At 64.4% G+C, this 20216-nt stretch carries 23 protein-coding genes and 2 pseudogenes; 14 read left to right on the forward strand and 11 right to left on the reverse strand.

Annotation, left to right across the window (positions count from 1 at the left end):
* Positions 1–48 precede the first annotated feature (48 nt).
* The 3 genes from ACFQO4_RS15145 to pyk all read right to left on the reverse strand — a co-directional run bounded on the left by ACFQO4_RS15145 (position 49) and on the right by pyk (position 2873).
* Positions 49–618 carry an NfeD family protein gene (locus tag ACFQO4_RS15145; protein WP_500261704.1) on the reverse strand — a complete coding sequence of 190 codons (570 nt, stop codon included), beginning with the start codon at positions 616–618 and terminating at the stop codon, positions 49–51.
* 50 nt (positions 619–668) lie between these two features.
* The gene (locus tag ACFQO4_RS15150) at positions 669–1043 is read right to left on the reverse strand and encodes a DUF7312 domain-containing protein (RefSeq protein WP_500261705.1); all 375 of its coding nucleotides are present in this window, start codon (positions 1041–1043) and stop codon (positions 669–671) included.
* Between the two features lie 72 nt (positions 1044–1115).
* Positions 1116–2873, reverse strand: a complete 1758-nt coding sequence (pyk, locus tag ACFQO4_RS15155; protein WP_500261706.1) for a pyruvate kinase — start codon at positions 2871–2873, stop codon at positions 1116–1118.
* 118 nt (positions 2874–2991) lie between these two features.
* Here pyk and ACFQO4_RS15160 point away from each other — a divergent pair, with 118 nt between their 5' ends.
* Positions 2992–3279 carry a GYD domain-containing protein gene (locus tag ACFQO4_RS15160; protein ID WP_500261707.1) on the forward strand — a complete coding sequence of 96 codons (288 nt, stop codon included), beginning with the start codon at positions 2992–2994 and terminating at the stop codon, positions 3277–3279.
* A 25-nt stretch (positions 3280–3304) separates the two neighbouring features.
* On the opposite strand, the gene ACFQO4_RS15165 is transcribed toward ACFQO4_RS15160, so the two are convergent.
* From ACFQO4_RS15165 to ACFQO4_RS15175, 3 genes are all read right to left on the reverse strand, one after another.
* Entirely contained in the window at positions 3305–3790 is a 486-nt protein-coding gene (locus tag ACFQO4_RS15165; RefSeq protein WP_500261708.1) for a DUF7321 family protein, read from the reverse strand.
* A 169-nt stretch (positions 3791–3959) separates the two neighbouring features.
* A complete protein-coding gene (locus ACFQO4_RS15170) occupies positions 3960–4322 on the reverse strand; it encodes a DUF7344 domain-containing protein (RefSeq protein ID WP_500261709.1) in 363 nt (120 codons plus the stop codon).
* 72 nt (positions 4323–4394) lie between these two features.
* Positions 4395–5054: a helix-turn-helix domain-containing protein gene (locus tag ACFQO4_RS15175; protein WP_500261710.1), complete on the reverse strand. Its 660-nt coding sequence runs from the start codon at positions 5052–5054 to the stop codon at positions 4395–4397.
* Between the two features lie 148 nt (positions 5055–5202).
* Between ACFQO4_RS15175 and ACFQO4_RS15180 the strand changes: the two genes are divergently transcribed.
* The 8 genes and pseudogenes from ACFQO4_RS15180 to ACFQO4_RS15215 all read left to right on the forward strand — a co-directional run bounded on the left by ACFQO4_RS15180 (position 5203) and on the right by ACFQO4_RS15215 (position 10466).
* Complete coding sequence (locus tag ACFQO4_RS15180) at positions 5203–6021, forward strand: DUF7319 domain-containing protein (protein WP_500261711.1); 819 nt, start codon at positions 5203–5205, stop codon at positions 6019–6021.
* 75 nt (positions 6022–6096) lie between these two features.
* Positions 6097–6771, forward strand: coding sequence for a plastocyanin/azurin family copper-binding protein (locus ACFQO4_RS15185; RefSeq protein WP_500261712.1), 675 nt, complete (start codon positions 6097–6099; stop codon positions 6769–6771).
* A gap of 2 nt (positions 6772–6773) precedes the next feature.
* Positions 6774–7178 carry a DUF7318 family protein gene (locus ACFQO4_RS15190; protein WP_500261713.1) on the forward strand — a complete coding sequence of 135 codons (405 nt, stop codon included), beginning with the start codon at positions 6774–6776 and terminating at the stop codon, positions 7176–7178.
* 3 nt (positions 7179–7181) lie between these two features.
* Positions 7182–8057, forward strand: coding sequence for a ubiquinol-cytochrome c reductase iron-sulfur subunit (locus ACFQO4_RS15195; protein WP_500261714.1), 876 nt, complete (start codon positions 7182–7184; stop codon positions 8055–8057).
* Positions 8054–8848 (forward strand): cytochrome b, encoded by a 795-nt coding sequence (locus ACFQO4_RS15200; RefSeq protein ID WP_500261715.1) that lies wholly within the window; start codon positions 8054–8056, stop codon positions 8846–8848. Before ACFQO4_RS15195 ends, ACFQO4_RS15200 begins: the two co-directional genes overlap by 4 nt.
* Before the next feature lie 6 nt (positions 8849–8854).
* Positions 8855–9628 (forward strand): cytochrome b family protein, encoded by a 774-nt coding sequence (locus tag ACFQO4_RS15205; RefSeq protein ID WP_500261716.1) that lies wholly within the window; start codon positions 8855–8857, stop codon positions 9626–9628.
* Positions 9629–9937: 309 nt separating this feature from the next.
* A pseudogene (locus tag ACFQO4_RS15210) lies at positions 9938–10210 on the forward strand (DUF7315 family membrane protein); the annotation flags it as partial.
* Positions 10203–10466 (forward strand): DUF7314 family protein, encoded by a 264-nt coding sequence (locus ACFQO4_RS15215; RefSeq protein ID WP_500261717.1) that lies wholly within the window; start codon positions 10203–10205, stop codon positions 10464–10466. The pseudogene ACFQO4_RS15210 and the gene ACFQO4_RS15215, both read left to right, overlap by 8 nt.
* 220 nt (positions 10467–10686) lie before the next feature.
* On the opposite strand, the gene ACFQO4_RS15220 is transcribed toward ACFQO4_RS15215, so the two are convergent.
* Complete coding sequence (locus tag ACFQO4_RS15220; protein ID WP_500261718.1) at positions 10687–12204, reverse strand: flippase; 1518 nt, start codon at positions 12202–12204, stop codon at positions 10687–10689.
* Positions 12205–12285: 81 nt separating this feature from the next.
* Positions 12286–12678, reverse strand: coding sequence for an FxLYD domain-containing protein (locus tag ACFQO4_RS15225; RefSeq protein WP_500261719.1), 393 nt, complete (start codon positions 12676–12678; stop codon positions 12286–12288).
* 182 nt (positions 12679–12860) lie between these two features.
* Here ACFQO4_RS15225 and ACFQO4_RS15230 point away from each other — a divergent pair, with 182 nt between their 5' ends.
* The 3 genes and pseudogenes from ACFQO4_RS15230 to ACFQO4_RS15240 form a co-directional block, all read left to right on the forward strand.
* Complete coding sequence (locus ACFQO4_RS15230) at positions 12861–13787, forward strand: sulfide-dependent adenosine diphosphate thiazole synthase (protein ID WP_312909431.1); 927 nt, start codon at positions 12861–12863, stop codon at positions 13785–13787.
* An 84-nt stretch (positions 13788–13871) separates the two neighbouring features.
* A complete protein-coding gene (locus ACFQO4_RS15235) occupies positions 13872–14786 on the forward strand; it encodes an NAD-dependent epimerase/dehydratase family protein (protein WP_500261720.1) in 915 nt (304 codons plus the stop codon).
* Positions 14787–14867: 81 nt separating this feature from the next.
* A pseudogene (locus ACFQO4_RS15240) lies at positions 14868–15623 on the forward strand (DUF7001 family protein); the annotation flags it as partial.
* A 152-nt stretch (positions 15624–15775) separates the two neighbouring features.
* On the opposite strand, the gene ACFQO4_RS15245 reads toward ACFQO4_RS15240, so the two are convergent.
* Together ACFQO4_RS15245 and ACFQO4_RS15250 are read right to left on the reverse strand one after the other, a co-directional pair.
* Entirely contained in the window at positions 15776–16180 is a 405-nt protein-coding gene (locus tag ACFQO4_RS15245) for a DUF7344 domain-containing protein (protein WP_500261721.1), read from the reverse strand.
* A gap of 55 nt (positions 16181–16235) precedes the next feature.
* A complete protein-coding gene (locus ACFQO4_RS15250) occupies positions 16236–17006 on the reverse strand; it encodes an alanyl-tRNA editing protein (protein WP_500261722.1) in 771 nt (256 codons plus the stop codon).
* A gap of 158 nt (positions 17007–17164) precedes the next feature.
* Between ACFQO4_RS15250 and ACFQO4_RS15255 the strand changes: the two genes are divergently transcribed.
* A complete protein-coding gene (locus ACFQO4_RS15255; RefSeq protein WP_500261723.1) occupies positions 17165–17839 on the forward strand; it encodes an HD domain-containing protein in 675 nt (224 codons plus the stop codon).
* Between the two features lie 121 nt (positions 17840–17960).
* Positions 17961–18524 carry a DUF420 domain-containing protein gene (locus tag ACFQO4_RS15260; protein ID WP_500261724.1) on the forward strand — a complete coding sequence of 188 codons (564 nt, stop codon included), beginning with the start codon at positions 17961–17963 and terminating at the stop codon, positions 18522–18524.
* An 82-nt stretch (positions 18525–18606) separates the two neighbouring features.
* Here ACFQO4_RS15260 and purF read toward each other — a convergent pair whose 3' ends face one another.
* Positions 18607–20079: an amidophosphoribosyltransferase gene (gene purF / locus ACFQO4_RS15265; RefSeq protein WP_500261846.1), complete on the reverse strand. Its 1473-nt coding sequence runs from the start codon at positions 20077–20079 to the stop codon at positions 18607–18609.
* Positions 20080–20216 lie beyond the last annotated feature (137 nt).

Here is a 20216-nt window from a genome sequence, read left to right on the forward strand (position 1 = left end):
TTATGTCGGTGGGACTAAAAGCGTTCCCTTATTTCGCTAACATTTTCCTCAGCCTGACCCTTCCGTCTCGGAGACGGTATCTCGAGACGAGGAATTTTCGGCGTCCGCCCGCCTAGCTTCCCGGGCCAGTTCTCGGTCGATGCTGTCTGTCTCGAGCGCCTCGAGTGACGCCACGGTCAGGACGTTCCCGCCGCCGGGGTCCAGGACGATGATCTCCTCGCCTTCCTCGATCGTCCCGTCCTGTGACCGCGCGGAGTAGTATGGGGCGAACCCGCCGTCCTCGAGTTTGACCTCGCCGCTCCGGTTCGTGACCGTCTTGGTGACGTAGCCTGTCGACCCCGCGAGTGAATCCGAGTCGCGGGTCTGGGCGGTCCCCTTCCCGCCGTAGAAGTCGAACTCGCGGTAGACGTACGTCGCGATCACGCCGATGACCAGCGTCAATGCGACGAGGATGAACGGGCTAGACAACGGAAGAAGCATCCCGACGAGCCCCGCACCGGCGAGGGCGACGCCGATGACGATGAGGTGTGCGCCCGGTGAGATCGCCTCGAGCACCATCAATCCGAGCCCGGCCGCCAGGAGCACCACGGGGAGATTGTCGACGAGGAATTCGACCATGCGTGAGGGTTAGGTCTCAGTCCGATTAAAGGTTTACCGCGGCTGGCCACTCAGATGGCGAAGATCGAGCCGAGTCTCACCATCACGAGGACCATGGCGATCGCTCCGAGCAAGACGAAGACGGCGCCCTCGAGGGACGGATCACCCGAGCGGACCGGCTGGCTGTTTGGCTCGGGTTCGGAGGCGGACGGATCGCCAGGGGCGACAGAATCGCCGGGATCGACGGCGTCGTCGTCCTCGGTTCGCTGGCGTCGCGAGGCCGGGTCCGAGATGGGAATGCGGCCCCACGCGTCTTCGTCTTCGCTTTCGCCGCTGGCGTCGCCGTCCCTGTCGCCTCCTCGCTCGAGTCCATCGGGCCCGACCTGCGCACGCTCGTCTCGCTCGCTCGATCGGTCCGAGCCGCGATCCGAGTCCCTGTCGTCCATACCCCGTCTTCGACCGCGACAGGCAAAAAGCCGCGGTTCGACACCTCGCTTCGTTCTCGACGTCGAGCCTGTCTAATCCCGCGCCGACCGTCCGCGAACGTCGCCATCGTAGACGACGCCCCGCTCGCCGTCGATCGTCACCGTCCGCCCGTCCTCGAGGTCGGTGACGTCGGCGTCGCTCACCATCGGGACGCCGGTCTCGCGCGCGACGAGCGCCGGATACCCCGTCATGCCCGGTCTGGCGTCGACGATGCCGCCGATCTTCCCGACGTCGCCGGTGAACTCGGCGTCGAAGTCCGCAGAGAGTGCGATGATCGCACCGTCGGGAATCGCCTCGAGGTCGCCGTCGGTGACGCGGGCGATCGGACCCGTCGCACGACCGTCAACGACCACGCGGCCCGTCTCGAGGGCGTCCGCCGCGACGTGGACCTTCATCATGTTCGTCGTGTTCGCGCCCTCGAGTTCGGTCATCATGCCACAGAGGACGACCACGGTGTCGCCGCTCTCGGCGACCCCGGCGTCGAGCGCCGACTGAACCGCCCGCGAGACGACAGCGTCGGCCCCCTGGTCCGAGACGCTGGCGTAGAGCGGCGTCACGCCCCAGGAGAGCGCGAGTTGTCGCCGGACGCGGTGGCTCGGCGTCGAGGCGACCACGGGGACGCCGGGCCGGTACTTCGCCGTCTTCAGTGCCGTGTAGCCGGATTCGGTCGCCGCGACGACGGCGTCGGCGCCGATGTCGCGCGCCAGGTATCGCGCCGAGCGCGCCAGCGCGTCCGTCCGGGCCTCGCCGGCGGTCGGTACGCGCTGCTCGAGCAGTTCGGCGTACTCCCCCGAGCCTTCGACCTGGCGGATGATGCTGTCCATAGCCTCGACGACGGCCGTCGGGTGGTCGCCGACGGCGGTTTCGGCCGAGAGCATGACCGCGTCGGTCCCGTCGAGGACCGCGTTCGCTACGTCGGAGGCCTCCGCTCGCGTCGGTCGGCGGGAGTGGACCATCGAGTCGAGCATCTCCGTCGCCGTGATGACCGGCCGCCCCGCCTCCCTGGCCTTCCGGATGATTCGCTTCTGGATCATCGGGACGTCCTCCATCGGACACTCGACGCCCAGGTCCCCGCGGGCGACCATGATCCCGTATGAGGCCTCGATGATCTCGTCGAGATTCTCGACCGCGCCCGCGCGTTCGATCTTCGAAATGATCGGAATCTCGGCCCCGAAGGACTCGAGGGTCTCGCTGACCTCGTAGACGTCGTCGGCGTCGCGGACGAAACTCGCCGCGACGAAGTCGACTTCCTTCTCGGCTGCTAACTCGAGGTCGCGCCGATCCTTCTCGGTGACGACGTCGAGGTCGAGGGCGACGCCCGGGAGGTTGACTCCCCTTCGCCCGCCGAGTTCGCCGCCGGTCTCGACGCGGGCGAGGACCGCCTCCCCGTCGACCCCGGTGACGGTCGTCTCGATCAACCCATCGTCCAGCAGGATTTGGTCGCCGGGTTCGACGCTGGTGAGCGGCACGGACAGGCCGACTTCCTCGGCGGAGGCGTTCGTCCCTTCGACGAACCGGATCTCGCTCCCGCTCTCGAGGGTCACCGTCTCCCCGCCGGGGAGCGGCGCCGTCCGAATCTCCGGCCCCTTCGTGTCGAGCATCACGGCGACGGGATTCGGGGTCGCCTCGTCGACGCGTCGAACCCGATCGATCAATTCCGCGCGATCCTCGAGCGACCCATGGCTGGCGTTCAACCGGGCGACGGCCATCCCTGCCTCCGAGAGCTCCCGGATAGCCGAGCGACTGTTCGTCGCCGGCCCCAGGGTACAGACGATCTTCGCGTTTCGCATGGCCGTCAGTTAGCCGAGCGCTGTGAAAAAAGGCACGTCCTGGACGGCGATCGAGGGGTAGGTCGCGGTGGCACCTGCCTGCCAAACGGTTTTCTTCCATGGGAAAGTGGTCGGACACATGCCGCTCTACGCATCGTTCGTCGACGTCGGCGACCGCGACGTCCAGAACGCACAGGAACTCGCGTCCATCTGGGGGGAGGTACAGTCGGAGTTCGAGGAACACAACGCCGAGCTCAGGGAGTCCTACGCCGTCCTCGGGAGTCACGACTTTCTGATTATCTTCGAGGCACCGGACCACGAGAAGGCATTTACGTCGGCACTGACCCTCCACCGCCACGGACTGGACTGCGAGACGATGGAGATTCTCGATACCGACGACTTCGCGTCGATCGTCGACGAAATCTGAGTACGCACCCTTATTCGTTCTTCGATCAGCGAAACACGTCGTACCGGAGGAGATAGCGAACCACCCCGAGCAGGTATGCTACCAGCCAGAAGAACACGTAGCCGAAGACGCCCACGCGAAGTCGCCGTCGCCAGGCACCCATGTGCTCGTGGAGGTCGTCGAGGTCGACGTCTTGGTCGGGATTGCCGTAGAGGTCGTGGGTGAGTTTGACCTGTAGAATGCGAACGATACCGGTCAACGCGACGAGTAACATCGCGTACGCCTGTAGCCCGAAGAACGCGTGCACGGCCGCCAGCCCGCTTATCTGCTCGAACACCCGCGGCGCCATCCAGAGGAGGACGGGAATCGTGTTCAGGACTAGGCCGACGGCGATGACCTTCAGATGATAGACGAGGACGTCCCAGGTGACTATCTCCGCGTCGATCATGATCCAGGCGCCGTAGAGATAGAAGGGGAAACTGGCGGTGACCATCACGAGCGCGACGGTGGCCGTCGCCAGCTCAGAGACCATACTGGACGTCGGGAGGGTGAACGAATAAACGAAGCGAAAGCGTACCGGGGCGCGGGCAGGGGTTGACTCGTCGGATTCAGGGCCCTCGAGAGGGAGGTCGATTCCGACCTTCGTGAACGAAACGTGCGTTCATCGGGTGTGAAACGTGCCTCGCGGACCGAAATCGCCATCACGCCACGCCGGCGTTTTCGTCACACTCGGCGTACCCGTGGAACGCCTTCGAAGCTTCGAACACGGGATGGTCCCACCGTCTGACGTGCTTGCTCCGCTCGTCGTACTCGAGGAGACCGACGTCGGCTAATTTCGGGAGCCCGGCGTGGTGCAGGTAGATCTCGGCATCTCGCGACGATTCCGCCGCACAGTCGAACTGGCCGTCGACGATGTAGTCGGCGAGTTCGTCGAGCGAGGCGACGTCGTCCGTGCAGCGGTGGAGATACTCTACCACTCCGCGGGTGTACCCGTTCGAGAGTATCGACTGGAGTTTGTCTACCGTCTCGGGGTCGAACTCGTCCTCGAGGGTTGGTCTCGACATGGCCTGGCTAGCCGTATTTGATCCATCGAGAAAGGAGTCATTATTGTTGAGACAACCCTCTTAAGACGGGGGTCAGTCGAAGTCGGCGGCAGTCGAGAGTAACATCTCACTGAGCACCTGCTTCGTACCTCGACGAACGCGATTGGAGACGGCCTGCTGGGAGATGCCGAGTTCGTCGGCGAGCTCGTCCAGGCTCGCCTCGCTCGGCGTGTCGAAGTAACCGCGACGGAGTCCGAGGACGAGGGCTTCGCGTTGCTCGTCCGAGAGGCCGAACTGGTGGACGCTCTCCGTTCGCTCGGTGACCGTGTAGGTTCGGTTGATGTGGATAGAAATGCCGCTGTCGGTGGTGTAGTTGTGAAACTGCGAGAGTTTGTCGTGGTCCGGAAATCGAACGTGGAACTCCCAGCTGCCGTTGCTGAAAGCCTGTAACACCGTCCCCTGCGCGTCCGTGATCCCCCGAATCAGGTCGGTGTGATCCTCGTGCCACGTGACGCGGTACAGAACCGCGTTCTCGACGCGGTCGATGGCGATGATGTCGTCGACGAAGCGGTGCGAGACGACCTTCTCCTCGAACGAGGCGTAGTCCTCGCCGGACACCCACAGAAATGGCATCGCGGAGGTTCCCGTGGGTACGATCCGCTCGAGTTCGATGCGCATCGACGGCGGCCCGGACAGCACCTGCCCGAGGGTGAACTGGTCGTTCTCGACGGTAAACTCCAGCGTGACACTCATTGCTAGCCGACGGTACGACGGCCACGTACGTATTGGTGTTGCCTGATTCCGCTCTCCGTTTACCGGCCAGAGGGGCCTCGGCGCCACAGGCGGTGCTCGTCAGCGCACGTCGCGGCGCTTATGCGGCTACGGGTCTCATCGTCGAACGATGACCGACGCTTCGGACGAACCGCCCGCCGACCGAACGACCGAGCCGTCGGCCGACACTTCGGCGACGGAAGACGACGACCAGTCCGTCGAGGACCTCCGCCGGCAGGTCGAGGCGAAGTACAACTTCGAGGACTTCGGGGAGGCGGACATGGCCGAAATGACCCCGGAGGAGTGGGACGTCGCCTTCGACCCGGACACCTGGATCACCGGCGACGAACTCCTCGAGCGCGTCGAACGGGAACTCAAATCCCGAATCGCCTACCGGGAGGTGTTCGCGATGCTCGAGTACGCCGTCGTCGACGGCCGACGAAGTCTCGTGGCCTATTCCGACACCGACTACGCGATTATCTTCCCGAACGGGACCGTCGAAGGTCGCGGAACGGTCGTTCGCGACGTCAAACCCACGGTCGCCCTGTGCTCGATGGAGAACTACGACGTCGAGGAACCGCCTGCAGACTGGCACCTCCCCGAACCCGCCGACCTCGAGGGCGAACACAGCGAACTCGGCAACTGGATGCTCCAGTTGCTGGCGGCTGCCCAGCTCGTCATCGGAGTCGTCGCGATCGGAGCCTGGTTGGTGCAGGGACTCCAGTCCCAGCTCGTCCTCGGTATCGTGGGCATCGTGCTCGTCGTCATCTCGCTCGTGCTGTTCTTGATGGTGGCGAACGCCCGACTCTCGGATCGATTCCGGACCGAAGCGTACGAGTCGCGCCTGCGGACGATCGGCTCCGGGGACCGGCCCTCGTTTCTCCCCATCGACGACGAGGCCTTCGAGCGCGACGCACCACCCCGAAACCGGTCGCCGCTCGAGGAGTAAACCCACGATACCGCGGGACACGGTCAGCGGCTGCATCGGTGGGTTTAAGCGAACACGTTCCTGAGTCCACACTGTATGAAGAGGCGGGAGTTTATGGTAGCGGCCAGCGGCGTGTCCGGGGGTGCCGTAGCCGCCACTGCTGCGACACCCGTCGTAGCCCAGGAAGAAGAGGACGGTAACGACACCGAAACAGGTGACGGTGGCGACGGAAACGACACCGAAGCCGGCGGAAATGGCGAAGGCGGCGAAGAAGGCGGCAACGAGTCGGCCGACGGCGGTGGCGGAGGTGGCGGAGGCGGCGGCACCGAAACCGTCGAAGTCGACGACAACGAGTTCGTTCCCGCAGATCTAACCGTTCAACCCGGCACGACGGTCGTCTGGGAGTGGGTTGGCGACGCGGATCACAACGTCGCCCCGAGCGAGATTCCAGAAGACGCTGACTGGGAGGGACACCCCGATCTCCAGTCGGATGGGACGTACGAACACACATTCGAGGTCGAAGGGACGTACGACTACATCTGTGAGCCTCACGTGAGCGTTGGCATGACTGGCTCCATCGAAGTGACCCAGGACGCGGGCGGCGAAGGCGCAGCGGCCGCCGACGTCGACATCCACGACCTCGGCGTCCCGATTCAGAAGCACTTCGTCGGCGTCGCGTCGTTCTTCGCGATTTTCATCGCCCTCGTCTTCACGTTCTACCTGCTGAAGTACGGTGAATCGGCTCACACCAGCAGCCCAGGGAGGAAGTAACCATGTCATCGTCAGGAAGCACCTACGGCGACATTCACCGCTACGAACCCCCGCGTGAGAGCACCGCTGCGGCGATCGCGATCGTCCTGTTGACGTTCGTCCAGATCATCTTCGTCTCGCTGTTCGTGTACGGTCTCTCGGCGAACTGGGCGATCGCTGGACTCGACGCCGGCGTCGGGAACACGTTCCTCGGCTTCTTGCTGTCGGCGATCTTCCTCAACCTCGGGTTCATCCTCCTGCTGTACCGCAAGGAGTTCCTGCCCGACGTGATGATCGTCAAGAAGCGCCGTCGCAAGTGGGAAGACCTCTACGTCCGGGAATCGGACGTCGAAGGACAGACGCTGGCCGACGATACCGGTGCATGGGACACGATCAAACGCGCAATCTACCCCTACTACAAACGATAACCAATGGCTAACGACGACAAATATCCAGTCGAATCCGATCGTCGCCGCTTCGTCAAGGGCGTCGTCGGTGGCTCCGTGCTCGCCGGCGTGCTGACGACCGGCGCAGTCGCCGTCTCGAGCGCGACCGCTCCCTCGAGCGGCGGCGGCGGGTTCGTCAACTACTTCGGTGCAGAACGGCTCGCTGGCCCGGCTCCCCGCGGCCTGCCGCAGATCCCCATCGAGATCGACGAGGAGGGACAACTGCTCGGGGTGTGGCCCGAACCGGAAACGCAAACGCTCCCCGACGGGTCCGAATTTACCGAAGCGAGCATGGAACTCGGCGGTGTCGAGTACACGACCGAGTGGTACCAGTACTGTGGCCTCCAGACCTTCGGCGGACTCGTCCCCGATGCAGACGGCGAGGATGCGGTCCTTCGCTACGACGCCGGTTCTTACGAGTGGATGTCGGACGTCGAGAACGGCGACCCGATGCTCACCGAGGACTTCGAGGACTACGACGAGTGGACCAACGACATCGGCGAACCGGGCCAGGGCAAACCCGCGACGGGAACCTGGCGGTCACAGAACGTGCCCCCGGAACAGACCGTTCCCGTGCTGGTGATCAAGACGGATCAACTCGACGTCGACAGCATGGACGACCGCACCCGTGAGTGGGTCGAAGCGTCCTGTCCCGAGGACGAAGACGGCGGCCGTTACCTCGGCTACGTCAACAAGTGTACGCACTTTTGCTGTGCACCGGGGTACCGGTCCCTCGACGACGCGGCCGCCTTCGGCGCCGCGAACGAGATCTTCTGTAACTGCCACAACTCGGTCTACGACCCGTTCAGCATCAACGAACAGGAGTTCGTGGCTCTCCCGCGGTCGGGTGATGAAGAATGAGCCTAGAGCGCAAAGACGAACACGACCACGGCGCGTGGCTCGCCGAGAAGGACCTCTCGCTCATCGAGAAATCCTACCTGACGATGCTGATCTGGCTCGACCGACGGCTCCGGCTCGTCGACTACCTCGAGTTGCTGGAGGACATGTACTACAAGATCAACCTTCAGATGCCAAAGAGCCACACCGAACAGTACAACCTCGACAACAAGTTCTGGTACTGGTATCCGCTCTACGCACTGGGTTCGTTTTCGCTGCTCGCGTACATCGTCGCCGCGATAAGCGGCGCGCTGCTGGGCTTTTACTACTCCCCGTCGACGGCCGGCGAAACGCCGGTTGCGTACCAGACCGTCGAGGCAATCATGGCGGATCTCAACTTCGGGTTCATGCTCCGGAGCATCCACCGCTGGGCCGCCCAGGTGATGGTCGCCGCGGTCTTCTTGCACATGCTTCGCGTCTACTTCACGGGCGCGTACAAGGAACCCCGGGAGGTCAACTGGCTGCTCGGCGTCGTACTTCTGGCGCTGACCGTCCTCTTCGGGTACACTGGCTACCTCCTGCCCTGGAACCAGCTCGCGTTCTGGGCGGGACAGATCGGCGTCGAGATGGCGATTTCGGTCCCCATCGTTGGCGAGTGGGCCGCGAACCTGCTGTTCGGCGGTCTCAGCCTCGGGCAACCGACGCTCCAACGGATGTACATCCTGCATGTGTTCGTCTTGCCGTTCGTCGTCACGGCGCTGATCGCACTCCACATTGGCATCGTCTGGATGCAGGGCATCGCCGAACCACACTGATCCACCATGACTGATACAGACACCGACGCAAACAACGACGTCCGAACCGACGGAAGCGGCACCGGAATCGTCGCCCCCGACGACGAGGTGCCGACCTGGAGCGAACGCAAAGAGCGAACGACCGGGCTCTCCCGGCTCACTTACGAGTACTTCGAGCGGGCCCGCCGGGAGGACCAGGACCTCCGTCAGGAGTCGAGTTACGTCGAGCGCGACGTGCTCGGCTTCCCTGCCTGGCCCCACGAGACGATCCGAAACCTCGCACTCGCGAGTTTCTTCGTCGGTATGTTGCTGTTCCTCGCGGCGCTGTTGCCGCCGACGATCGAGGACCCGGCAAATCCATCCGAGACGCCCTCGGTCATCCTTCCCGACTGGTACCTCTACTGGTCGTTCGGTCTGCTGCACCTCGAGTCGCTGAACCCCGAACTGGCGCTCGCCGGAGGCGAGAAGATCATGTCCGACCAGCTTTACGGCGTGCTGGCGAACGGCGTCGTCTTCGGGGCGATCGCGATCCTCCCGTTCCTGAACAAGGGTAACGCACGGCGACCCGTCGAGGAGCCGTTCTGGGCGTCGATCGGTGTGGGTGGCGTCATCTTCGCGTTCACGCTATCGCTCCTGCCGATCGAGGCCATGTTCCCCTGGGACGTCCACATCACGTTCGACATGGCGTTCTTCCTGCCCGTTATCGGCGCGATCATCACCTACGCGGTGTTGAAGACGATGCGGGAGGGGTATATGTACAACCTCAACAAACGGTACTATCGATTACGACCGCCGCGGTAGGTTGTTGCGTGCGCTGGTTTTCCTGTTCGCTGTTTCGTTGACCGCTGTTTCGCCGTGGTCCTATCCAATCGCTGCGTTACCCATTCAATCGAGCCGCTCGACTCGACACGCACCGCCGAGTGAAGTCACAGTACTCATTTTCCGTCGCCGCGTAGCCAGCCTATGAGCGGCTCAGAATCGGGGTCGGACCCGCCGACGGAGGAGGCGCGGACTGGGAAGCACGAAGGTGGCCCCGATGACGGGAGTAACGGCGAGAACAGGAGCGAAAACGATGCCGAAGAGGGACCTCGAGTCGGCGCCTCGGGACAGCGCGAGGTCGTCGTTCCCATGCGATTGTACAAGACGATCACCGTCTTCTCAACGCTTCTCGCGGTGGTCGGGATTCTCGGCGGGTTCATCGTGCTCGACGTCGCGACCGATCGAGCGCAAGCGGCGGCTTCGGACGTGAGCATCGGATTGGCGTTACTTGGTGTAGCGCTGATCGCGTGCGGTGCCGGAGCCTACGCGTTCTCGACCCGATTTCGAACGGCGGGAATGGGAAACGCTAAAGACGACGCCGACGAAGGATCACACAATGGCTGACGAATTCGTCAAGGGCTTCGTAATCCTGTCACTCGGGTTACTGGTGTGGATGACGTTCGCGGGCTGGTACAATACGCCATCGTTCTACGACACCCAGCTCGTCGGACCGAACCCCGAAGACCCCGGCACGTACACGACGCTGGCACTGGTCGTCAAGGAAGCGGCATTCTACTTCGGTATCCTGGGCGCAATCACGTTCTGGGCGCTCATTCCGGCCGGCCGGCGCGTACGAACCCACTACGCCGAGAACAACTGAACCATCTCTCGTCGCGTCTTTTTCCGGCTCCCGCTCGGTTTCCTGTTCATCTGTTCATCGAGCGTCTGCGTTCTCGAGGACGGCTACCGTCGGTTACGCTGGTACTCGTCGTGGCTCAGGTCGGTGGTCAAAAGTAGTGGCTCGAGCTAGTGGTTCGGAGTCGCTGGCTCGAATCAGTGGCTCGAGACGGATCGGCTCGAGCGGTCACGTTCGCCATCCGTCACTGTTCGCCCCGCCTCGGTAACCAGGATCGGAGATTGAACCCGAACTCGTTGGCGAGCTGGATGTCCTTGTCCGTGAACGCATCAGTGACGACGAGGGTCGCCACGTAGACGAAGAGAACTACGAGCGGGAGCGTGGCGACGATGAGGAGGTGCGAATCGACGAGGAGGACGATCGGAAGCCCGGCGAGGGCGGCCGGGATCCCCGCGAACACGACGGTGCCGAAATCTCGAGTAAAGGGGTGGATGCCATCAACGACGTGGAGTTCGCCCAGGGTCAGGAGGCCGACGACCACGAGCGCGGACGCCGACCCGACGGCCGCCCCATTGATACCGAAGATCGGGACGAGGAGGAACGAGACGACGAGGTTGGTGCCGAATAGTGCGAGGGTGTTGGCGAAGACGATTCGGGAGTACCCCATCCCCTGCAAGAGGGTGCCGTCGGGACCGCCGAAGGTGACGTTGAACAGGAAGGCCATCGCGAGAAGGGCGACGACGGCGCTGGCTTCGCCGTACTGGGGCGTGTACATCACGGAGAGAAATGCCTCCGCGCCGAGGGAGATGATGATCGCGAACGGGAGGGTGATGCCAGCGATCCAGCGAGCGGCGACGCGAAAGCGCTCCTGGACGAGAGCGGTGTCGTCTCGCGTTTCGGCGATGAGGGGTTTGAACACGGGCGAGAGGGAGTTGAAGATGATCATCAACCCGGAGCCGAGCATGTAGCCGACGCGGTAGATGCCGACCTCGCCCGAGTCGAGGAAGTAGCCGAGCACGAAGTAATCGACGTGGCCCATCAGGACGAAGACGACGCTCGTCATTGCCAGCGGCACCGAGTAGCGGATCATCGGCCCCGGCGCGACGGGTTCGAACGTCGCCGACATGATCTCCCAGGCGCGGTAGGTAAAGAGGAGGGCGCCGACCACGATGCACACGAAGAGCCCGACAACGTAGCCGCCCACGAGCCCGAGTAACCCGAAGCCGGCCAGGAGGAGTGCCGCGGTGACGACGAACCGAACCACCGGGCGCACGATGTCGCGCATCACGACCCGGTACTGGAGCTTCTTGATGCTGTAGAAGGATTTGAGCAGAACGTTGTACATCGCGAGCATCGGAATCGTCACTGCCAGCAACAGGAGTGCGACCTCGAGCGAGGGCTCTCGGAAGAAGACCCCGAACCGCTCGGCCGTCATCGCGAGGGCGAGCGCGACCAGCGACGACGTGACCAGGACGGTCGCCGTCACCTGCACGATGACGCCCTTGGCCTTCCCGGGTTCGTCCGCCTCGAGGTACTGCGGGACGAAGTAATCGATGGCCAGCGGCAATCCGAGGTTCGCGAACACCTGCATGAAGAGGATGACCGACGTCGCGAGTACCCACAGGCCGTAGACAGAGGGGCTGACGAACCGCGTCATCAGCATCACGATGGCGAACGCGAGGACGCCGTTGAGTACGTTCCCGACGAACGTGATACTCCCCTGTTTTGCCAGCGTGGAAACCCCTGAATCGTGTTCGGTCATGTCCTCGAGAGTCGTGTATTGAGTCGACTGCTGGGTTGGCGGTTCGGCTCGAGTCGGTACCTGGAGTAGATATCGACTCGCTTAGACGCTCGTCGCTGGTTCGAGTTCGTAGCTGGCGACCTCTCTGGCCGCCTCGCCGAAGTGGGGAAACTCCACTTCGAACGGCCAGTCGGTTCCCTCCGTCGTGTCGTCGATTAGTTCGATGACGGTGTCGAGTTCCTCGCCGTCATCGTCGAAGAACGTTGCCCGAATCTCGACGTAAGTCGGTTCACGTTCCCCCTCGTTGCGGACGAGCCCCCAGACGGAAACGCGCTCGTCGTCGGTCCAGGGGTTCTCCCGAAGGAGGTCGGACCAGACGACCACCAGGTCTGTCGGCTGGAGGATGTCCTCGCCGTTGTCCGTCAGGAGGTCGAGACACCCCGAAAGGGACAGCGAGGCGAAGGCGGTCGACGCGAGGAGCGCGCGGCGTTTCATACGCGAGTCAGCTACCAGTTCGACGGGTCGACTCTTCAGCCTTCGGGAACGGCCACGTCGAGTGAACGACGCCGACCACGCGGCCATCGAACGTCTCGAGGCGAACAAACGGCTCCTCGGCAACCGGTTCGTAACAGAGCTGATTCGATACGTTTTACTACCTGGTCGTACCACTTGTGAATATGAGCGAGTTCGAACCGTTCAGTGACGTTGGCGAAGCAGACGTAACCCGAGCGATTGGACAGGAGTGGACCGAGGAGTTCATGGACTTCTCCGACTCGGACGTCATCATCGTCGGCGGCGGCCCCTCCGGGCTGACCGCCGCGAAGGAACTCGCCGAGCGCGGCGTAAAGACGATGGTCGTCGAGAAGAACAACTACCTCGGCGGCGGTTTCTGGCTCGGTGGCTTCCTGATGAACAAAGTCACTGTTCGCTCTCCCGCCCAGCGGGTGCTCGAGGAACTGGACGTCGAGTACAAGCCGGCGGCCGACACCGAGGGGCTGTACGTCGCCAACGGGCCCCACGCCTGCTCCGCGCTGATCAAGGCCGCCTGCGACGCGGGGGCGAAGATGCAGAACATGACGGAGTTCACGGACATCGTCATCCGCGAGGACCACCGTGTCGCCGGCATTGTGATGAACTGGACGCCGGTCCACGCCCTGCCCCGGGAGATTACCTGCGTCGACCCCATCGCCGTCGAGGCGGACCTGGTGATCGACGCGACGGGTCACGACGCGATGGCGATCACCAAACTGGACGAGCGCGGCGTCCTCGACGCGCCCGGCATTCGGGACGCTCGCGAGCGCGGCACGGTGATGGATCAGACCGATGGCGACACCTACGGCGCCCCCGGTCACGACTCACCCGGTCACGACTCGATGTGGGTGGGCAAGAGCGAGGACGCCGTCGTCGAACACACCGGCCTCGTCCACGACGGACTCATCGCGACGGGCATGGCGACCGCGACCGCTTACGGCCTGCCGCGCATGGGTCCGACGTTCGGCGCCATGCTCGTCTCCGGCAAGCGCGCCGCCCAGGTCGCCCTCGATGAACTCGAGGTGGACGCCGAACCGGTGGAGTTGACGAGCCGAGTCCCCGCGGACGACTGAAACGGTTGGTCACCGCCCCGTTCCAGAGCCGGTGATCGACGCCGAAAGCTACAGCATTTAGGCCCCGCTCGAGAAACGGTCGATATGACCGTCATCGTCACCGGCGCGACCGGCGGCGCCGGTAGCTGGATCGTCGAGGACCTCGCTCGAGACGGCCACGACGTCGTCGGCGTCGACCTCGAGCGTCCGCCTCGGGCCCGCGAGAACGTCACGTTCCTCGAGGCCAATCTCAGGGAGCAGGGCCAGACGTGGGAACTTCTTCAGACGTACGAGCCCGACGCTGTGGTCCACTTCGCGGCGATTCCGCGAAACGAGATCAAACCAGGAGCCGAGACCTTCCTGACGAACGTCGAGAGCACCTACCACGTCTTCGAGGCCGCGGGTCAAATCGGCGCGGACGTCGTCTGGGCCTCGAGCGAGAGCATCTACGGGTCGGTCTTCGCGGACGAACCGTGGCTCCCCGAGTACTTTCCGATCGACGAGGACCACCCGCTACGACCGGAGGATCCCTACGCCACGTCGAAACTCGTCGGCGAGGACCTCGCCGCGGCGACCGCCCGCAAACACGGCATCTCGGTGACCTCGATCCGGCCCTCCTGGATCACGTACCCGGGGAGCCAGCGGACGGCCCGGGGCCGGGAGACGTTCGACCCGGAGACGGCGGACCCGAACGGCAACTTCTGGTCGTACGTCGACGTTCGCGACGTCGTCTCGATCGTTCGAGCGGTGCTCGAGGCGGACCCCGAGGCCGGACTCGACGGACACGACCGTGGGAACCACGAGGTGTACCTCGCAGCGGCCGAGAACAACTTCCTCGACCGTCCGACCGCCGAGGTGATCGAGACGGTCTTCGGCGACCTGCCCGACTCCTGTGCCCTCGAGGGAGACCAGTCGGCGTTTAGCACCGAGAAGGCGAGGCGGGAACTCGACTGGCGGCCCGAACACACGTGGGAAGACGCCGAACTCGAGCAGGTGCCGGGACCGCTGTTTCTGGAGTGAGCGACGCGATCAGGTTCGTATTTCGGCCCGCTCGAGGATCGACCACAACGGTTACACCCGATGGTACCACTACATTGTACCATGGTCGAGCACGTCGCCATCTATCGCGCACCGACCACCGCCGTCGACGCCGACGCCGTCACCGCATGGCTCGAGTCGCGACTCGAAGCGTCGGTAACGGTACGAGAACGGTTTCTGGACGACGTTGACGCCGACGAACTGGCGGAGCGGTTCGCGGCTGCCCGAATTCGAGGGCCGCGCGAGCGAGAGACGGGGAACACGATGCTCGGAACCGTTCGCTACGAGAAGCGAGCACTCGAGCACCCCGAGCGGGAAGGCGGCGTGCTCTACGACGGCGCCCAGATCGCTCGCGCGCTCAACCGGGAACTGCCGGCCGACGAGCGAGGGCTCGAGTGGGCTCACGTCGTCCTCCTCGATCGGGCACTCGCGACGTGGGGCGACCACGACGGGCGCTGGCACAAACGGGTGACGGTTCCCGGCCAGCCGGCGCTCGTCTCGGTTCCCGGACTGTACGAGGCGCCGGCCAAACCCGAATCGTACTACCAGGAACAACAGCGTCGAGCGCTCGTTTCGGGCGACGTGCCCCTGAGAGAGATTCTCGAGCGCGACGTCGCGGACGACTTCCTCCTCGAGGACGACCCCCGGACGACCGACGCGATGTGCGGGTACGTGCTTCAAGCCGTCCACTATCTCGAGACCGGCGAGCCGTTCTGTGCGGAGCCGACCTGTCGGCTGTACAACGCCCACACCCACGAGGGCGTCGTTCGGGCGCAGCTAGTGGAGCCGGCGTTTTGCGCCGACCACGCCGTGGTCTACGCGAACGTGGACGCTGAGGCGGATGCGGTCGATGGTGCGGCTTCGGGTGCGGATGCTGAAGAAGTTGCGAGCGACGACGCGGATGCAGTTGCGAATACTGAGGCAGACCTGACCGACGGCGCGGCTGCGGATACAGTCGCCCGCTCGAACGATCACTCGTCGTCGAGCGCGAGCGACGATTCCGGACGGTAATCGCTGCCGACCGGCGACGCGGGTGCCACCGGTACCGACTCGTCGAGTTCGATCGCTCGCTCGACGATGCGCTGCGTCTCGAGGTCCACATCCGCTCGAACGACGCGTCCGTCCTCGGCGTCGTAGTCGACCAGCCCCACCTCGTCGAGTTTCGGCAAGTGGGTATGTACCAGCGAAACGGTGATCACCGAGTCTCGCACGACGCCGCCGTCGGTCCCTGCTCGCTCCCAGCCGACGACCTCGCCGCAGAGTTCCTCGAGACTCACCGCCGGACGGGCCAGCAGCAGCGACAGCACGTACCGGCGCCGGGCGTCCGCAAGCGCCTCGAAGAGTGGCTCCACCGACGGGGTTCGCACGGTTGACATAACTACTATCGGCACCCTCTCCCCCTCAATAATTCCGCCAAAAATATTTGGGCGGCTACTCGAGGAGCCGAAACCTGACCCGTTCCTCCCCGCTTCCGGCAGTTTCGCGGCCAGTGATCTCGAGCGTGCCGAGGTCCGCGGTCGACTGGACGTGCGTGCCGGCGCACGCCACCCGGTCGAGTGGGCCGTTCTCGTCCCCGATCTCGACGATTCGGATCTCCGTGATACTGGCGGGCAGGAGATCGATGCGCGTGCGTTCGAGGTCCAGGTCGGCTTCGGCGACGTCGCGCTCGAGTTCGTACCAGCGAACGGGAAGGTCGTCGTCGATCAGGTCGTTAATGGCCGCCTCGATCGCCGCGAGGTCGTCATCCTGGAAGCGCTCGTACGCGCAGTCGAGGCGGGCCCGGTCGGCGTAGAGCTGGTTGCCCGTCGTCGGCGCGTCGTAGGCCTCGAGCAGGTACGCCGAGAGGAGGTGCTGGGCAGTGTGATAGCGCATGTGCGCGAATCGTCGATCCCAGTCGAGTTCGCCAGTCACGGTCGTTCCGGGCTCGAGGACGTCCGCGATCGGCCCGTCAGTCGAATCCGTACCCGCCTCGAGATCCAGGGCGTGGTACACCGTATCGCGTTTCTGAACGTCAACGACGGGCCACTCGAGCGTCGCTCCGTTGGAATTGACGCGGAGGGTCCCCGTGTCCGCCGGCTGACCTCCACCTTCGGGGTAGAAGTGCGTTCGATCGAGGACGACGCGGCCATCCTCGAAGATCCGTTCAACGGTGGCGTCGAACGTTCGGACGCTCGAGTCCTCGAGATACAACAGGTCGGTCATAGGCGAGCCCAGGGGCTCGAGGGAGATATATGCTGGCGAGTGTCGTCGATCGTGACAAAACCCAACGTCTGTCCATCGCCCCGAACCAAAGGCTAAAGAGTGAATCACGCTAATGTTCGTGTAATGACTATCGTTCGTATATTGCGGAGGGATCTATCGTGGGTGTCGAGATAACCGAGACCACGGTCACCGACACCGAGTTCGAGGCCATGAAACAGTTCGTCTTCGAGTACCTCGCCGCCAGCGTGGAGAAGGAAGATGAGGGCGGCCGGATGCGGTGGTACCCCTGGCACTCCGCCGAGTACCGTCACAACCACATCCTCAACGTCGTCGACCTGGCAACCGAGATCGCCGAGAAGGAGGGCGCCGACGTCGACGTCACGCGCGTGGCCGCGCTGTTTCACGACGTCGCGAAACTCGAGACCGACCAGGAGCTCCACGCCGAGGCCGGCGCTCGCGTCGCCCGCGAGTACCTCGAGGCCCAGGGCGAGTACCCGGAGTCGTTCATCGCCCAGGTCACTCGCGCCATCGAGTACCACTCCTACCAGGGGGACGTGACCGACCTCTCGATGGAGAGTCAGTGTGTCATCGAGGCCGACCTGCTCGACAAGATCGGTGCCAACGGAACGGCGCTGATGCTGTTGCGGATGGGGTACGAGGCGCGGACGCACATGGACGCCGACGAGATGGTCGATCGGGTCCTCGAGCGCGGCCTCGACGCCGCCTCGCGCGTTCGGAGCGACACCGCCGACGGAATCGCCCACCGCCGACTCAAACGGGTGAAGTGGTTCCGCGAGTGGCTCGAGGACGAGATTGCGGCGCTGGGCGAGTAGCCGATAGTTGGCCCCTGCTCTCGGCCTCGGTCTGTGATCGATATCGCCCGTCGCCAGCCGTGCGTCCCGTCACCGGCGTGCGAACGGTAGCGATTTGGGGATTCGGGCCAGATTCCCGACTATGACTGCAGTTTCTCGAGATCGGGTTCCCCACCTGACGGCCCTGCTCTCGGTCGTTTCCCTGGCGCTCGTGTTCGGCGCCGCTGGCGGCGTGATTCCACAGACGGCCGTTCCGCGGCCGCCCGCGTGGCTCCTCGAGGCGATTCCCACGGTGAACGTTCTCGTGAGCCTGACCGCCATCGTGACGATCACGACGGGGTGGCGGGCGATCAGGCGCGGGAACGTCGACCGCCACCGCCTGTTGATGATGGCCTCGGCCGTGCTGTTCGCGACCTTTCTCGTCCTGTACCTGTACCGGCTGGTGGTCCTCGGCGGCTCCCAGCCGTTTCCGGGCCCGGACGCGATCCGACTGTACGTCTACCTGCCCGTCCTGGCGATCCACATCCTGCTGGCGATCGTTTGCATTCCTCTGCTGTACTACGTCCTCCTGCTCGCCGCAAGTCATAGCGTGCCGGAGCTTCGACGGACCGCTCACGCACGTGTCGGGCGAATCGCCGCGGCGCTCTGGCTCGTCTCGTTCAGCCTCGGCGTCGTCGTCTACGTGTTGTTGCACGTGATCTACTGACCGGCGCCCGACGAACGCGCACACCAGCTTCACTCGAGACCGACACCCGACACAACAGCTCGATTCGAGTACAGCCGCCCGCTCAGTCGTCCGCGTCGACGGTCGCTTGCCCAATCTGCGGGCGGGTCACGTCGCGGTCTGTCGCCTCGCCGTCGATGTCGTAGGGGTACTCGCCGGTGACACAGCCCAGACAGAGGTCGTCCCGGTCGGTCTCGAGCACCTCGGCGACGGCGTCTGGCGAGAGGTACGCGAGGCTGTCGGCACCGATCTCGTCGCCGATTTCCGGAATCGTCTTGTCCGAGGCGATGAGTTCCTCGCGGGTCGCCATGTTGATCCCCATGTAACAGGGGGCGACGATCGGTGGCGCGCCGATACGCATGTGGACCTCTTCAGCCCCCGAGTTCTTGAGGAGTTCGACGAGCTGGTTCGAGGTCGTCCCGCGGACGATCGAGTCGTCGATGAGGGTGACGGTCTTGCCCTCGACCGTCGAGGTGATCGGGTTGAGCTTGAGTCGCACGGCGCGCTCGCGCTCGTCCTGGGTCGGCATGATGAACGTCCGGCCGACGTAGCGGTTCTTCATCAGACCCTCCGCGAATTCGACGCCGTCGTCGTCCTCCTCCCGGGGCTCTCCCTGGGCAGTCGTCTCGTCGGCGGCGTCGGCGTACCCCGAGGCGAACGCGCGCCCGGAGTCGGGGACCGGCATGACGACGTCGGTCTCGACGCCGCTTTCCTCCCAGAGTTTGCGCCCGAGTCTGCGTCGGGCCTCGTAGACCAGCGTGCCGTCGATCTGGGAGTCCGGACGGGCGAAGTAGACGTGTTCGAAGAAGCAGTGAGCGGTCGCCTCGGCCTCGACCAGCTGGTAGGAGTCGAACCCGGAGCCGTCCTCCTCGAGGACGACGAGTTCTCCGGGTCGAACGTCGCGGACGAACTCGCCGCCGAGGGTGTCGATCGCTGCCGACTCGGAGGCGAGCACGTAGCCGTCCTCGAGCTCGCCGAGACAGAGCGGCCGGTTCCCCTGGGGGTCCCGGACGCCCATCACGGTCTCGTCGTGCATGATCGTCAGCGAGTACGAGCCGTGAATCCGCTGCATCGTCCGCTTGACCGCCCGGATCAGGTCCTCCTCGAGCAGGTTGCGCGCGAGGTCGTGGGCGATCACTTCGGTGTCGCCGTCGGAGGTGAAGGCGTGACCGAGCGCGGCGAGGTCGTCTCGAATCTCGTCGGCGTTGACGAGGTTGCCGTTGTGGCTGAGTCCGAGCGAGCCGGACTTGAACGAGACCGAGAACGGCTGGGCGCAGGAGGTATCGATGCTCCCGGCGGTGGGGTAGCGGACGTGACCGATGCCCGCCGACCCGGTCAGGGACTCGAGGTCGTCCTCGTCGAAGGCGTCGCCGACGAGTCCCAGTTCGACGTGGCTGTGTTGCTGGAAGCCGTCGTGGGTGACGATGCCGGCGGACTCCTGGCCGCGGTGCTGGAGCGCGTAGAGTCCGTAGTAGAGCGGCCGCGCGACGTCGCGGTCCGCGAGTGCGACGCCGACGACGCCGCACTTCTCGGTCATCCCTGTTCGCCGGGGTGTCTCGCCCCGCCCATCAGTCATGGCTGAACCTACCGGGCCAGGGCGATAAAAATCCCCCGTGTTCGTGCTCGCATCCGCGTTCTCGATCGATAGAATATGCGCGTTCGTGCATAGATGCG

It is taken from the genome of Saliphagus sp. GCM10025334, assembly GCF_042663485.1.
Lineage (GTDB): Archaea > Halobacteriota > Halobacteria > Halobacteriales > Natrialbaceae > Natronosalvus.